The organism is Ruegeria sp. BB6, from assembly GCF_056539385.1.
In genome coordinates, this window is sequence record NZ_JBQFUW010000002.1 from 69,306 (window position 1) to 84,973 (window position 15,668).

Genomic DNA, 15,668 nt, shown 5'->3' on the forward strand with positions numbered 1-15,668 from the left:
AAGTTTTCAGTTCCTTACTGGCTTTTTCGGCCTTCATAAGCCGCGAACGCTTGCGCGCGGCCGACAGGCAATTCAACAATCGGGTTTGGATACAAGTCCGTCTCAGAGATGCCCCATGAGCATGGAACGGCGTCAAAATACGCAAGCGCTGTCGCGGGCGGGTTTGATTGCCCTTCGGCAATCCATTTGCGCACATAGCTCCCGTTCGGATCGAATTTTTCCTGCTGGGTCAGCGGGTTAAATATCCGAAAGAACGGAGAGGCATCCGGGCCCGAGCCTGCAACCCACTGCCAACCCATCGCGTTGCAGGCTGGATCCCAGTCGATCAGGCAGGCATCAAACCACCGCATCCCAATTTTCCAATGCGTCATCAGATGCTTGGTCAAGTAACTGGCTGTGATCATGCGCGCCCGATTGTGCATTCGGCCGATCACGTACATCTGGCGCATCGCGGCGTCCACGACCGGAATTCCGGTTCTGGCCGTTTGCCATGCGACCACCTCGGGGCGGGTAACGTCCGTATTCCACGGAAACGCTTCCCACTCTGGTTTCCAATTCTCGGTCAACAGGTGGGGCGTATGAAACATCAGGTGATATGCGAACTCTCGCCACACAAGCTGGCGCAAGAATGCATCGGTCCCTGACACTCCGGTCATCGCCGCGTTTTGAACCGTGTGCCAAACAGTGCGTGGACTGATTTCCCCCAAAGACAGGTATTCGGACAGATTTGACGTTGCATCGCGATCCAGCCGGTCCCTGTTTTCGGAGTAATACGAAATCCGATCCAAGAAACCGTGCAGCGCTTTGATCGCGGCGGTTTCGCCTGCTCGCACGTGTGGTGCCACAATTGCCGCCCCCCGGTTCATGCCCGAGGCCAGGTTCCACTCTGACAGATCGTCCGAAATCGGCCAGTTCTGCGGCCCCCTTAGCGTTGCAGGAGCAGGTTCGGGTGACGCAACATCCCGGCTCTGTACTGCCCGCCACATCGGTGTGAAAACGCGGAACGGCTGGCCGGATTTGGTTGCAACAGTCCAAGGCTCAAACAGCAGATGACCTGCGAAGGATTTTGCCTCAACACCCTGCGCAGACAACCGCGACTTTACATCGGTATCGCGCGCAATTGCGTCGGGATCATAGGCACGGGACCAGTAGACAGCCGTTGCGCCTGTCTGCGCGACGAGGTCTTCAAGAACCGCAAGAGCACGCCCGCGACGCAGAACCAAACGACTGCCCAGATTGTTCAGCGACTGCGCCAGCGCATCCACGCCCAAACCCAAACGCCATTTGGGTGCAGCCCCAAGCGCCTCGGCCTGATCATCCAGAATAAATAAGGGAATAACTGGCCGTCCTGAGGCGACCGCAGCCGCCAGCGCAGGATGGTCCGACAGACGCAAGTCCCGTCGGAACCAAACAATAATCGGTGGCTGCTCGTTTTCCATTTTCGCCCTGTTTTCTTCGGTCTACGAAACAGAGCGGAAACTGGATCACAAAACGGCGTCAAGTGCATTCAATAATTGATCAATTTCCTGCTGAGAGGTGTAGTGCGTGAAGCTGACCCGCAGCACGCCTTGGGCCAAATCGACCCCCATAGCCTGCAGCGGGCGCACGGCATAGAAGTCGCCTCCGCCAGCCATGATACCGTAGTCCACGAGATCAGCCGCGACCTGCTCGGCGTTGCGCGTGAGGGCCATCGCGACAGTCGGCGCACGTCTGCTTGCATCCGACGTTCCAATCAACCGAACGGCGTTGCGATCTTTGACCGCGTCCAGAACCGGCTGAAGCAAGGCCACTTCTTGCGCACGCATCAGGTCGTGGACAAAGGCGCCGCGTTCCGTGGCACCGCCGTCCGGTCCGTTGTGATGGTCACACAGAAGGTCAACGTAGTCCGCCATACCTGCGCTCGCCGCGATTTGAGCATGGTCGGGACCGGCGGGTGTAAAGCGTTTATACAGCACATCCGCGTTGAAATAATGCGCCTGATTTGGCAGCAGATCACCCAGAGATTTCCGGACCACCATGCAGCCCTGATGCGGCCCATAGGTCTTGTAGGCGGAAAACAGGTAGATATCCGGCCCAAGGTCCCCGACATTCGGAAACCCGTGGGGCGCATACGAAACACCGTCGACGCAGACGAAAGCGCCAGCCGCATGCGCGATGGCCGTAATTTCGGTAACCGGGTTGATCTCTCCGATCACGTTCGAGCAGTGCGGGAAACAGACCAAACGCACCTTTTCATCCAGCAGGTGTTCAAGATCATGCGGGTTCAGGGATCCGGTCTCGGGGTCGATCTGCCACTCACGGATTTCAATGCCGTCATCCGCAAGCCGACGCCACGGACCCGAGTTCGCCTCATGATCCTGATTGGTGACAACAATCGCCTCGCCGGGCTTCATCCATTGGCGGAATGCCTGCGCCATAACATAGGTGTTCTGAGTGGTTGATGGGCCAAAGCTCAGCTCATCCGTCTCAACGCCCAGAATAGCGGCCATCCGGCTGCGGGCCTCGTCCATTTCGTCACCCGCCAAACGGCTGGCCTCATAAGGACCGTAGGGCTGAACCTTGCGCTTGGTGTAGTAACGGGTCAGCCGGTCAAGAACCGGTTTGCAGGTGTAAGACCCGCCTGCATTCTCAAAAAACGCCTGCCCTTGCAGACTGGGTTCGGAAAACGCCGGAAACTGTGACCGAACAAAATTGATATCCAGAGTGCTCATGGCACGGGACTCCTTGATCATGCGCGTCAATCCATAAGGAGCACGAGCATGATTTCGGTCCCCTCGGAAATCATGGCAGGTCTTCCAGCCCAACCCGCGCCAATAAAGCACCGGCAGCCCTTGCGGTTCACAAGGACGGGGCCAAATTGCCCAGAACACCATTTGTCGTCAAGCGGGCCTGCAAACGCGACAAAAAAAGCCGGACGTTTCAGCCCGGCTTTGTTACGTGATTTGGGTAATTTACCCCTGAACCTTGGTGTAAGTCCCCTCACCCGCGAGAATACCACGGAAGCCGCCCGGCTCATCCAGGCCAAAAACGATGAGCGGCAGGTTGTTGTCCCGTGCAAGCGCAATCGCCGATGCATCCATGACCCGCAGTCGCTTGGCCAGCACGTCGTCATAGGTCACGGTATCATAGCGCACGGCGTCCGCATGTTCTTTGGGGTCTTTGTCATACACGCCATCGACACCGTTTTTGCCCATGAAGATCGCCTCGCACGCCATTTCGTTGGCGCGCAGCGTCGCGGCAGTGTCAGTGGTGAAGTAAGGGTTTCCGGTCCCGGCGGCGAAAATGCAAACCCGCTTTTTCTCAAGGTGACGAACGGCGCGGCGGCGGATGTAGGGTTCACACACCTCGTCCATCCGAATGGCCGAAATAACACGGGTAAATACGCCGATTTCTTCCAAGGCGGACTGCATCCCAAGCGCGTTCATCACTGTTGCCAGCATTCCCATATAGTCAGCGGTCGTGCGCTCCATCCCCTGTGCCGAACCGCTCAGGCCGCGGAAAATGTTGCCGCCGCCAATGACCATGCAGATTTCAACGCCCAGATCGTGAACGGATTTCACCTCTTGCGCGATACGCTGAACGGTTGGCGGGTGCAGGCCAAAGCCCTGATCCCCCATGAGCGCTTCGCCGGATATTTTCAGCATCACGCGCTTGTACGTTGTTTTCGGGGGTTCAACTGTGTCGGTTGTTGGGGAAAGGCTCATGTTGCGCTCCGGGCTGGCACGGGTTTAATTCCGGCGCAAAATGAAGCAAAACCTCGGCAGGTTCAATGCGGATGGTAAGGAATGAGGCGTGCCGGGATGACCAAGCCTGAAACACAGCAGATTCTGGATCGCCTGCCCAAGATTCCCGAGGGTGCTCCGGTGCTGATCGCCGGGCCAACGGCATCTGGAAAATCCGCCCTTGCCTTGGAGATCGCTGAACGGTTCGGGGGCGTCATCGTGAATGCGGATGCCAGTCAGGTTTACGATTGCTGGCGCGTGATATCGGCCAGGCCGTCAATCGAAGATGAGGCGCGCGCGCCGCACTTGCTCTATGGTCACATCGCGTATGATCAGGAGTACTCGACCGGTCATTGGCTGCGCGAGGTCAAGCCGCTGCTGGCTGGTGATCAGAGGCCAATTATAGTTGGCGGCACCGGACTTTATTTCTCTGCCCTTACCGAAGGTATGGCGGACATTCCTCCGACACCCGCCAAAATTCGGTCAGAGGCGGACAAGTTGGACCTGCCGTCCCTTTTGAAAGGCGTCGACGCTGGAACGCTGGCGCGCATTGACACGCAAAATCGCGCTCGCGTTCAACGCGCGTGGGAAGTGCAGCACGCTACGGGCCGAAGCCTAAGCGACTGGCAGGCAGATACACCTCCTCCGGCGCTAAATTTGCAAGACGCGGTCCCCATTGTGTTTGATGTGGACAAACAATGGCTTCTGGACAGGATCACACGCCGATTTGACATGATGTTGGACTCGGGTGCCCTGCAAGAAGTCGATGCCATGCAGGACAGGTACGATCCGTCGCTTCCTTCCTTTAAGGCGATCGGGGTTCCCGAGTTGATGGCATACCTCAAGGGACAAATGACGCTGCAAGACGCACGCGAACGAGCGACGATCTCGACGCGCCAGTTTGCCAAACGTCAACGAACATGGTTCCGGGCGCGTATGAAAAATTGGAATCGGGTAAATTTCTCAAAGTGATACCTCAGGTGACAGGCGGTCTGGTTTCGCCTAATTCACTGCCTTTCCCAAATCCCCGATTCCGCGCGACTGATCCCGTCAAAGGGTCAGTCAGGCATCCAGCCCCAAAGAGGCCATTGCCGACAAACTGAGGCCGCCGATGTCGTTTTTGTATCTTGAATGACGATTTCGAGCGTTGACCTGATCCAAATTCTGGTGCGGAATGTGGTTATGGGGATGTTCATATTCCAAAAAACAAGAACCAGAGAACCTGCTACCCGATCAAATCGGGTCTGAGCGGTTCAAGAACTCAGCAATAAAAAACTATGTCACAGGGAGAGACATAAATGAAAAATCAAACCTTGACCGGAGCACCGATGCACTGGGCGGCGGAAATGCACGCGCAGGAATATCGCAACGGTAAGCTTAGCCGGCGCGAATTCATGGCACGCGCGACTGCCCTAGGCGTCGCTGTACCTGCCGCCTATGGACTGATCGGTCTGCATTCGCCTGCAGCCGCCCAAGAACCGCAGCGTGGTGGCACAATCCGCTACCAGATGGAAGTCCGCGCCCTGAAGGATCCGCGCACCTATGACTGGACGCAGATCGCCACCTACACCGCAGGTTGGCTGGAATATCTGGTCGAATACAACAACGACGGCTCGTTCCAGCCCATGCTGCTGGAAAGCTGGGAAGCCAACGATGATGCGACGGAATACACTCTGAACGTTCGCCAGGGCGTCAAGTGGAACAACGGCGACGATTTCACCGCGGAAGACGTGGCACGCAACATCGAAGGCTGGTGCGACGCCGGGCTCGAGGGCAACTCGATGGCGTCCCGCATGGCGTCCCTGATAGATGAGGGCACCCAGAAAGCGGCAGATGGCGCCATCACCGTTGTCGACTCCCACACTGTTAAGTTGAAGTGCAACGCGCCGGACATCACCATCATTCCGGGCATGGCCGACTATCCCGCTGCCATCGTGCACAGCAGCTTTGACGCGAATAACATGCTGGCCAATCCGGTCGGAACAGGCTTCATGATCCCCGAAACCCACGAAGTCGGCGTCAAAGGCGTTCTCGTGCGTAACGAAGAATTCGACTGGTGGGGATACGAGGCCGGCAAGGGCGGCTACATCGACCGGATCGAGTTCATCGACTACGGCACTGACCCCGCAGCGTTCCTGGCGGCGTATGAAGCCGAAGAAATCGACATGAACTGGGAGTCGGTCGGCGAGTTTGTCGACATCTTTGACGGCATCGGCTTGGTTCGCTCGGAAATCCCGTCGGGCTTTACCATCGTCATCCGTCCGAACCAGTTGGCCGAAGACGAGAACGGCAACAAAATCTACGGCGACAAGCGTGTCCGTCAGGCTCTGGCCATGGCGGTCGATAACGAAGTCTGTCTTGAGCTTGGCATGTCAGGCTACGGCATTCCCGCCGACAACTGCCACGTCGGTCCGATGCACCCTGAACATGACTCGGCCGTAACCCGTATCCCGTATGATCCAGCCGCGGCGAAGGCCCTGATGGACGAGGCGGGCATGGGCGATTTCGAACATGAAGTTCAGTCCATCGACGATGATTGGCGCCGCAACACCACGGCGGCTGTCGTCGCACAGCTTAACGACGCGGGCATCAAGGCCAAGCACACGATCCTGCCCGGCTCGACCTTCTGGAACGACTGGACCAAGTACCCCTACTCGTCGACCAACTGGAACCACCGTCCGCTGGGCACTCAGGTTCTGGCGCTGGCCTACAAGTCCGGGGTGGCCTGGAACGAGTCCGGCTTTGCCAATGACGAGTTCGATGCGCTGCTGGCCGAAGCGAACTCGATCGCGGACGTCGACAAGCGCCGCGAGGTGATGGCCAAGCTGCAGGCGATCATGATCGACGAAGGCGTCGTCATCCAGCCGTATTGGAGGACCGCAATGCGCCACCACCGTGACAACATGGTGGGCGTTGAAAAGCACATCGCGGACCTGCCACAGCTGTATAAGTTCGGCATCGTCTCGTAAGCCAAAAAACATAGGGCCGCGCCTGTTGGGTGCGGCCTTTTCGTCCTGACTACGGCGACCAAAATAACAGCGACGCGTGCGGCGAAACGACTGTCACGCTAGCCTACCAACAGGGGCTACCATGGGACTTTTCATATTAAGGCGCGTCGGCATTATGCTGTTGACCGCACTGTGCCTTACCTTCCTGGTCTTCTTTCTGACCAACCTCTACCCGAACCTTGAAAAGCTTGCGAAAACGCAGGGCAATTTCAGGATGTCGGACGAGCAAGTCGAAAGCTTTCTGGAAAAAGGCGGATACCTTCAGCCAACGCCCATAAAATACGGCGAATGGCTGGGAGTGCTTCCTTCTTACAGGCACACGAATGAAGACGGCACGGTGCAAGGCAGATGTATCCTGCCCGGCAAGACCGCCGAAGAATCCCCCAACTTCTGTGGCATCCTACAGGGGTATTGGGGCTATTCGACCGTGTTCAAAGAAGAAGTCTCGACTGTTGTAGGTAACCGACTTGCCCTGACAGGCCGTTTGATGTTCTGGGTGATGCTGCTGATGGTCCCGTCGGCTTTGATCCTTGGGATTCTGGCTGGCATGAAAGAAGGGTCGGCCACCGACCGGACACTTTCGACCTTTGCGATAACCACCACAGCGACGCCCGAATACGTGTCTGGTGTTATCTTCATTGCGATTTTCACTTCGTCCGCTGTCGGGTTGAAATGGTTCAAGGGAACGGCCACGCAAGCGATGGAAAATCCGACTTTTGAGAACTTCTTCCTGCCTGTGCTGACCATTTCACTATACGGCATGGGGTATATCGCCCGCATGACCCGTGCCTCAATGACCGAGGTAATGACCGCGCAGTACATCCGAACCGCCCGACTAAAGGGCGTCTCGTTCCCGAACATCGTCATGAAACACGCGCTGCGCAATGCGCTGATCGCGCCGTTCACCGTCATCATGCTGCAGTTCCCATGGCTGCTGAATGGTGTGGTGATCGTCGAGACCCTGTTTAACTACAAGGGCTTTGGCTGGGCGCTGGTTCAGGCCGCCGGCAACAACGACATCCAACTGTTGCTGGCCATCTCGGTCGTGTCCGTCTTTGTGGTGCTGGTAACGCAGCTGATCTCGGATATCGGCTATGTCTACCTCAACCCACGCATCCGCATTTCGTAAGGAGGGATAGATCATGGAACCACTTTCCTGGACCGGCTCTATCGCCTTCCTGAACCCGTTACTGGCCATTGCTTTGGCACTGATGGTCGTTTCGATCCTGGCCTGGATACTGGCCAGCATCATCCTGCCGGAACCCCAGATGACCGTGAACCCGGATGGGACACTGACATCAGGGTCGGGCGTGCGGAACCTTATCCAAACCGTGCTGCGCTTTAGTTTTCTTGCAAGCGTCGGTCTGGGCGTTGCCTACATTGTTTTAGGCATCCTGATGGGCACAAGCGCCGGAATCATCGGGGCCATGGCCCAACAATTCCTGCCCGTCTGGTTGTCGCTGGTCCTTCTCTACGCCATGTCGATCGCGTTCAAGCGCAAGCTGGGTTTGTACGGCAAACTGTTTGACAGTCCGATTGGTATGATCGGCTTTGGCCTTGTGATGTTCTGGGTGTTTACTGGTATCTTTGGCGCGCTTGACCTGATCGTGACGCATGAACCGCTTTCGCAGGTGTCGGGTATGAAAAACAAAGTGCCCGGAACGCCATTGCCTAGCGTCGAAGAAGGAGAATACGCCTGGTATCTGCTGGGAGGCGACAATCTTGCTCGGGACGTGTTCAGCCGCATGGTCAAAGGGGCGTGGATCGTCGTTCAGATTGCGCCGCTGGCGACGATGTTTGCCTTTATGGTCGGGATCACGCTGGGCCTGCCTGCCGGCTACTACGGCGGTCGTCTGGATACGCTGCTGTCCTTCCTGGCGAACCTGATCCTGGCCTTCCCTGTCATCTTGCTGTTCTATCTGCTGGTCACGCCCGAGATCGTGGCGACAGGTGTGCCGAACTATATGGCGGCCGTTCTGTTCGTCTTTCCGATCATTTTCCTGGGTGTTTTGTTGAACTCGCGCTTTTACACGAGGCCCAAGTTCCGAACACCGCTATTGATCGGCGTTCTGGGTGTCGCGCTGTGGCTGTATCTGTCGCTGATCTCAACGAATGGATACATCGTAAACACAGACAACTACAGCATTTGGGGACTGCCGACCTATCTGGACCTTTTTGACGTGCCCGGAGGGATTCTGGTGGTCTTTGTCTCGGTGGTTTTTGTGAACTCACCAACTGTGTTCCGCATCGTGCGCGGGTTGGCGATGGACATCAAGACACGCGACTATGTCGCCGCTGCACAAACGCGCGGCGAAGGGCCTTGGTACATTATGCTGTGGGAAATCCTGCCAAATGCGCGGGGTCCGCTGATCGTCGATTTCTGTCTGCGGATTGGGTACACCACCATCCTTTTGGGGACTTTGGGTTTCTTTGGACTGGGACTGCCGCCGGAAAGCCCGGACTGGGGGTCAACGATCAACGAGGGGCGTAAGCTGCTGTCGATCTATCTCCATCCTGCCCTGCCGCCTGCGCTGGCTCTGTTGACGCTTGTTCTTGGGTTGAACCTGCTGGCCGACGGTCTGCGTGAGGAAAGCCTGAAGGATTGATGTGAAAGCGGCCGGGGGGCCAGCCCCCCGGACCCCCCGGGATATTTTTAGCCAGATGAAGCAGGGGATCCCCCAAAATTTGGCGAGGAGCAAACAAGATGAACAAACTGGCGGATTATGATGGCCCCATCCTCGAGATCGACAAGCTATCGATTTCGTTCTTTACCCGTTTGCGCGAGATCCCGGCTGTGATGGACTTCTCGGTCAGTGTGCAACCCGGAGAGGCCGTCGGACTGGTTGGTGAATCCGGATGCGGCAAATCCACCGTTGCGCTGGGGGTCATGCAGGATCTTGGCAAGAATGGGCGCATTGTCGGCGGTACCATCAAGTTCAAAGGGCGCGATCTGGCCGAGATGACATCGGACGAGCTGCGCGACATTCGCGGCAACGAGATCGCGATGATCTATCAAGAACCGATGGCTTCGTTGAACCCGGCAATGAAAATCGGCAAACAGCTGATGGAAGTGCCCATGATCCACGAAGGCGTCGGTGCGGAAGAAGCCTATGCTCGTGCGCTTGAAGTCGTCACCGATGTGCGCCTGCCTGATCCTGAGCGGATGTTGAACTCATTCCCGCATCAGTTGTCGGGGGGGCAGCAACAGCGGATCGTGATCGCAATGGCGCTGATGTCGAAGCCCGCGCTACTGATATTGGACGAACCGACAACGGCGCTGGACGTGACGGTCGAGGCTGCCGTGGTCGAGTTGGTCAAGGACCTGGGTAAGAAATACGGCACTTCGATGCTGTTCATCTCGCACAATCTGGGGCTGGTTCTGGAGACTTGCGACCGGCTTTGCGTGATGTATTCCGGTGAGGCGGTCGAACGCGGATCAATCCATGACGTGTTTGACGAGATGCAGCATCCCTATACACAGGCGCTGTTCCGCTCGATCCCCCTGCCCGGGGCTAACAAGAACGCGCGGCCTCTGGTGGCAATTCCTGGAAACTTCCCTTTGCCGCATGAACGTCCGCCAGGGTGTAATTTCGGCCCGCGCTGCGACTATTTCGAGGAAGGCCGGTGTGACGCGCAGAACATTCTGATGGAGGCTGTGCCGGGCAATGACCGCCACCATACGCGGTGCCTGAAATTCAAGGAGATCGACTGGAACGCGCCGATCATCGTGTCGGAGCAGAAAGAAAAAGCTGAAATTGGCCGCACCGTTCTGAAGATGGACAACCTAAAGAAATATTATGAGGTGGCCGCGAATGCCCTATTCGGTGGCGGTGAGAAGAAGGTTGTGAAAGCGAATGAGACGCTGAGTTTTGAGGCTCATGAGTCTGAGACCTTGGCCATCGTAGGCGAGTCGGGTTGTGGCAAATCCACTTTTGCCAAGGTTCTGATGGGGCTGGAAACAGCGACGGACGGCCAGATTTTGCTGGATAACCGCAACATCGAAGCTGTGCCGATCGAGGAGCGTGACGCCAAGACTGTTGGCGAAGTGCAGATGGTTTTCCAGAACCCGTTCGACACATTGAACCCGTCCATGACCGTCGGTCGTCAGATCATCCGGGCGCTGGAGATTTTCGGCGTGGGGAACTCTGAGGCTGAGCGCAAGAAGCGGATGCTGGAGCTTTTGGACCTGGTGAAGCTTCCCCGCGCCTTTGCCGATCGGATGCCACGGCAGTTGTCAGGTGGGCAGAAACAGCGTGTCGGTATTGCCCGCGCCTTTGCCGGGGACGCGCGGATCGTGGTTGCGGACGAACCAGTTTCGGCTTTGGATGTGTCGGTGCAAGCTGCGGTCACAGACCTGCTGATGGAGATTCAGCGCGAACACAAAACCACGCTTTTGTTCATCAGCCATGACCTGTCCATTGTACGATACCTCAGCGACAGGGTGATGGTGATGTATCTGGGCCATGTGGTCGAACTGGGGACTACGGATCAGGTATTTTCACCACCGTATCATCCATATACCGAAGCCCTGCTGAGTGCTGTCCCGATTGCCGATACGTCGATCGAAAAACAGCATATCGTTCTTGAAGGCGACATTCCGTCGGCGATGAGCCCTCCACCCGGATGCCCCTTCCAAACACGCTGCCGCTGGAAGTCAGAGGTTCCAGATGGGCGCTGTGAACAAGACGTGCCGCCCGTTAAAACGCTTGCGGATGGGCATCAGGTAAAATGTCATCTGGCCGAGGATATTCTTGCCCGGATGGAACCTGTCATCAAAATCGCGGCAGAATAAGAGAGATAGCGGAAAGAACCGGTCATTGTGCCGGTTCTGTATTCTTAGGTCCGTTCGGTTACCCGCCCCAGATGACTTTAACGTAGTTCTGGGTTTCTTTGTATGGCGGAACTCCGCCGTGCTTTTCGACCGCCTGCGGACCCGCGTTATAGGCCGCCAAAGCCAAACGCCAGGATTTGAACTTGCGGTATTGCCACGACAGGTAACGCGCACCACCTTCAAGGTTTTGCTTGGGATCGTGGGGATTGACGCCCAAAAGCTGCGCAGTGCCGGGCATCAACTGCGCCAGACCCAGCGCGCCCTTGTGCGATACCGCATGGGGGTTCCATCCGCTTTCCTGCTGAACAAGCCGCAGAAACAGCTCTTCGGGCACGTTGTGCTTGCGGGCCGCTTGACGCGCCAGAGAAAGGTATTGTCCGCGGTACTTACCGTTGTAGCGTTTGTTGAAATTGCCCGTGGCTGTTTTTCGTTTCGGCTTCAGGCGTTCGGAATCGCGATACTGGGTCGCGGCGCGGGTGTCCAATATCTTGGCCTGCTTGAGAAAAATGTCCTTGCGGCTTTTGGTAGACAACGTCTGAGCCGCAGCCGGAACAGAAACCAGCGCAAGGCAAAACCCTAAAAACCAACCAACCAGAAAACGCATTAATGCCAATCCCGCTCGTCCACGAACCCGACCGAGTATAGATATTTCAACAAAAAATGAAAGCTTGGTAAAAATTTCCGGGTGTTTTTCCATCCGGCGCATGTTCATCAACTGTGTTTTAACCACGCCGCAGGCCGTATAGGGTCGCAGAGATACTCGGCGTCAGATTCGGGCGCATCAAATTCAGTCTAGAACGGGGAAATACATGGCAGGCTCAGTCAACAAGGTCATTCTGGTAGGAAATCTTGGCCGAGATCCCGAAGTTAGAACGTTCCAGAACGGCGGCAAAGTCTGCAACCTGCGCATCGCCACTTCTGAAACATGGAAGGACCGCAATACGGGCGAACGTCGTGAGCGGACCGAGTGGCACTCGGTTGCGATTTTCAACGAAGGGCTTGTTCGCGTGGCCGAGCAATACCTGCGGAAAGGCTCCAAAGTTTACCTTGAGGGGCAGTTGCAGACGCGCAAGTGGCAAGATCAATCCGGTCAGGATCGCTATTCGACCGAGGTCGTTCTGCAGGGCTTTGGCTCGACGTTGGTTATGCTGGACGGACGTGGCGAAGGTGGTGGCGGCGGCGGATACGGCGGTGGTCAATCAGGTAGCTATGGCGGCGGTCAGGCTGGCGGCGGTTATGGCGACCCTTACGGCGCGCCCTCGGGCTCCCCTGCCCCGGCATCTGGCGGAATCGACGACGACGAGATTCCGTTCTAAAAAAAACGGAGATTGGTGATGACGTGGTCCTTCTCACTCGGCCGATTATTTGGGTCGGAACTGAAGGTCCACGTCACCTTTTTCCTGCTGCTGGCCTGGGTCGGGTTCGCGGCCTATTCCAGCGGCGGCATGTCAGAGGCCGTCGAGAACCTGATCTTCGTACTCGCGCTGTTTGCCTGTGTTGTGGCCCATGAATTCGGCCATGCGCTTATGGCCCGGCGTTTCGGGATTAAGACACCTGACATAACCCTGCTGCCCATTGGCGGGCTGGCCCGGCTAGAGAGAATGCCGGAAAACCCGATACAGGAAGTCTGGGTCGCCCTTGCTGGCCCCGCTGTAAACATCGTCATCTGGATCATTCTGATCGCTTTCGGGGCCGGGATGCCTTTCGAGACGATGGCGCAGATCGACAGCACAGCCCCCGGTCTTCTGAACCGGCTGGCCTATGTCAATCTCCTGTTGGCTGCCTTTAACATGATACCCGCCTTTCCGATGGACGGCGGACGGGTATTCCGCGCCTTGCTTTGCCTTAAAATGGATCGCGTCAAGGCAACTCGGGTCGCGGCGCTTGCCGGGCAAGCGGTCGCTGTGGGTTTCGGCTTTCTTGGTCTCAGCATGGGCAATCCGCTGCTGGTCCTGATCGCCGTATTTGTCTTCGTTGCAGCCAATGCGGAAAGTCAGGACGTGGCCATGCGATCTGTCGCGCGGCAGGTTATGACGCGCGATGCGATGATCACCGAATACCAGTCGCTGTCGCCTTCGGACACCTTGGCGACGGCGGCCCAAGCCGTCATACACACCACGCAGCATGAGTTTCCGGTGTTGGACACAGACGGAACGCTCAGGGGTTTCGTTACCCGCAATCGTCTGTTTGCGGCCCTGGCCGCGGAAACTCCGCGATCAGACCCCGCCACATCCATAATGGAGGCCGATATTCCACAGGTTGAACTCACCAGCGGGTTGGAGACTGTTCTGGAAGGTCTGCACAAGGGCGCGCCCGCCATAGCGGTTTGTACCAAGGCCGGTCACATGGTGGGCTACATTACGCGCGAAAACATCGGTGAGTTGATGGTCATCCGAGGGCGCTAATCAAGCGACGGCCAGAGCGTCCTCGAGCACCGACAAGACGGCTTCACGCGGGACATCCGAAGTTACGAATGCCTGCCCGATTCCTCGTGCCAAAATGAAACGCAACTGACCGTCTATGACCTTTTTGTCTTGCGCCATCAGATCGACCAACGCCTCTGCCCCCGGAAGATCACCCGGAATGTCGGCAAGATCGGTCTTCATGCCCATCTGACGCAGGTGCGCGCGAACGCGGCTGGGGTCTTCCTGCGCGCACAAGCCAAGGCGCGACGACAGCTCAAACGCAAGCGCGCAACCAATGGCTACACCCTCGCCGTGCAGCAAGCGATCCGAATAGCCGGTTGCAGCCTCCAACGCATGACAGAAGGTGTGGCCAAGGTTCAGCAAGGCGCGATCGCCCTGTTCGGTTTCGTCTCGCGCCACGATATCGGCTTTCATCTGGACCGATCGCGTCACGGCCCGGACGCGCGCGGCCATGTCGCCACCCGACACTTCGGTCCCGTTGGCCTCAAGCCACTCAAAGAACTCGGCATCGCCCAGAAGACCGTATTTAACGACCTCGCCATAGCCTGACAGGAAATCCCTCTGAGTCATTGTGCCCAAGACCGAGGTGTCGGCCAGAACCAGCGACGGTTGATGAAACGCCCCGATCAGGTTTTTCCCCTGCGGCGCGTTGATCCCCGTTTTCCCTCCGACTGAACTGTCCACCTGTGCCAGCAACGAGGTCGGGATCTGCACGAACCGCACACCGCGCCGCAACACAGCGGCGGCAAAGCCTGCCAGATCACCGATGACGCCACCCCCAAGGGCCACGACAACATCGCGGCGTTCGACTTTTTCGGCCAGCAACCATTCGACCGCGCGCTCAAAATGCGGCCAGCTTTTGGTGGCTTCTCCGGCGGGCAGAGCCAGCGCCGACATCTCGATCCCCGCAGCAGCCAGACCTTCGCGCAGCGCGTCCAGATGCAACGCTGCCACGTTTTCGTCCGTCAAGACCGCAACCTTGGGACGGCTGAGCAATGGCGCGATCATCACTCCTGACTGGCTCAGTAAATCAGGCCCGATCTCTACATCGTAGGATCGCTCACCCAGCTCAACATGTACGGTTTGGTGCATTATTTCCGTTCCAAAACATCCGGGCGCGTCGTCAAAGCATCGACGACCCTGTCCACCATATTTTCAATCGACGTCTCACCATCAGAAGTCACGGCGAGGTCGGCCTGCGAATAGACCGGCACACGTTCCTCGTACAAGGCGCGCAACGTCGCATGAGGGTCATCCGTGCGCAGCAAAGGCCGCGTGTCCTTGTGCTTGACCCGGTTCCACAGCACGTTCAGGTCGGCCTTTAACCAGACCGAAACCCCACGCTCGGTAATAATCTGGCGATTCTGACCGGCTAGAAACGCGCCCCCTCCGGTGGACAAGATACCCTTTTCCTCGTCCAAAAGCCGCCCGATGACCTGACTTTCCTTCGCGCGGAAGAAAGGCTCACCGTCACGTTCAAAGATTTCCGGTATGGTCATATTCGCCGCCGATTCGATCTCGGCATCGCTATCGAGGAATGGAACGCCAAGCTTTGCGGCCAGGGCACGACCCACAGCAGTCTTTCCAGCCCCCATCATGCCGACCAAAACCACCGTTTTGTGCAGTTTGAAGCTCTGAATGGGTTCGGACGTCGCGGTGTTATGCTTAATTTCGCTCATTT

The 15,668-nt window shown here is 57.3% G+C and carries 13 protein-coding genes; 7 read left to right on the forward strand and 6 right to left on the reverse strand.

The window, feature by feature from the left end; all coding sequences use genetic code 11:
* Positions 1–14: 14 nt before the first annotated feature.
* The 3 genes from ACR0B7_RS04860 to pyrH all read right to left on the reverse strand — a co-directional run bounded on the left by ACR0B7_RS04860 (position 15) and on the right by pyrH (position 3,704).
* Entirely contained in the window at positions 15–1,439 is a 1,425-nt protein-coding gene (locus tag ACR0B7_RS04860) for a cryptochrome/photolyase family protein (RefSeq protein ID WP_170576512.1), read from the reverse strand.
* 45 nt (positions 1,440–1,484) lie between these two features.
* Complete coding sequence (locus ACR0B7_RS04865) at positions 1,485–2,711, reverse strand: aminotransferase class V-fold PLP-dependent enzyme (protein WP_170482260.1); 1,227 nt, start codon at positions 2,709–2,711, stop codon at positions 1,485–1,487.
* A gap of 240 nt (positions 2,712–2,951) precedes the next feature.
* Complete coding sequence (gene pyrH / locus ACR0B7_RS04870; RefSeq protein ID WP_170384010.1) at positions 2,952–3,704, reverse strand: UMP kinase; 753 nt, start codon at positions 3,702–3,704, stop codon at positions 2,952–2,954.
* Positions 3,705–3,800: 96 nt separating this feature from the next.
* Between pyrH and miaA the strand changes: the two genes are divergently transcribed.
* The 5 genes from miaA to ACR0B7_RS04895 all read left to right on the forward strand — a co-directional run bounded on the left by miaA (position 3,801) and on the right by ACR0B7_RS04895 (position 11,522).
* Positions 3,801–4,694, forward strand: a complete 894-nt coding sequence (miaA, locus tag ACR0B7_RS04875) for a tRNA (adenosine(37)-N6)-dimethylallyltransferase MiaA (protein ID WP_170482264.1) — start codon at positions 3,801–3,803, stop codon at positions 4,692–4,694.
* Positions 4,695–5,020: 326 nt separating this feature from the next.
* Positions 5,021–6,691, forward strand: a complete 1,671-nt coding sequence (locus ACR0B7_RS04880; RefSeq protein ID WP_170482266.1) for an ABC transporter substrate-binding protein — start codon at positions 5,021–5,023, stop codon at positions 6,689–6,691.
* Between the two features lie 121 nt (positions 6,692–6,812).
* Complete coding sequence (locus tag ACR0B7_RS04885) at positions 6,813–7,859, forward strand: ABC transporter permease (protein ID WP_170384004.1); 1,047 nt, start codon at positions 6,813–6,815, stop codon at positions 7,857–7,859.
* A 13-nt stretch (positions 7,860–7,872) separates the two neighbouring features.
* The gene (locus ACR0B7_RS04890) at positions 7,873–9,336 is read left to right on the forward strand and encodes an ABC transporter permease (protein WP_170482274.1); all 1,464 of its coding nucleotides are present in this window, start codon (positions 7,873–7,875) and stop codon (positions 9,334–9,336) included.
* Positions 9,337–9,434: 98 nt separating this feature from the next.
* Positions 9,435–11,522, forward strand: coding sequence for an ABC transporter ATP-binding protein (locus ACR0B7_RS04895; RefSeq protein WP_170482277.1), 2,088 nt, complete (start codon positions 9,435–9,437; stop codon positions 11,520–11,522).
* A 58-nt stretch (positions 11,523–11,580) separates the two neighbouring features.
* On the opposite strand, the gene ACR0B7_RS04900 is transcribed toward ACR0B7_RS04895, so the two are convergent.
* Positions 11,581–12,165 (reverse strand): lytic transglycosylase domain-containing protein, encoded by a 585-nt coding sequence (locus tag ACR0B7_RS04900; protein WP_170482280.1) that lies wholly within the window; start codon positions 12,163–12,165, stop codon positions 11,581–11,583.
* 205 nt (positions 12,166–12,370) lie between these two features.
* Between ACR0B7_RS04900 and ssb the strand changes: the two genes are divergently transcribed.
* Entirely contained in the window at positions 12,371–12,877 is a 507-nt protein-coding gene (ssb, locus tag ACR0B7_RS04905; RefSeq protein ID WP_170482283.1) for a single-stranded DNA-binding protein, read from the forward strand.
* 18 nt (positions 12,878–12,895) lie between these two features.
* On the forward strand, positions 12,896–13,966 hold the full coding sequence (locus ACR0B7_RS04910; RefSeq protein ID WP_170576513.1) for a site-2 protease family protein: 1,071 nt from the start codon (positions 12,896–12,898) through the stop codon (positions 13,964–13,966).
* On the opposite strand, the gene aroB is transcribed toward ACR0B7_RS04910, so the two are convergent.
* Both aroB and ACR0B7_RS04920 read right to left on the reverse strand, forming a co-directional pair.
* Positions 13,967–15,079, reverse strand: a complete 1,113-nt coding sequence (aroB, locus tag ACR0B7_RS04915) for a 3-dehydroquinate synthase (RefSeq protein WP_170482290.1) — start codon at positions 15,077–15,079, stop codon at positions 13,967–13,969.
* The gene (locus ACR0B7_RS04920) at positions 15,079–15,666 is read right to left on the reverse strand and encodes a shikimate kinase (RefSeq protein ID WP_170383989.1); all 588 of its coding nucleotides are present in this window, start codon (positions 15,664–15,666) and stop codon (positions 15,079–15,081) included. The genes aroB and ACR0B7_RS04920 overlap by 1 nt, the downstream gene beginning before the upstream one ends.
* Between the last annotated feature and the right edge of the window lie 2 nt (positions 15,667–15,668).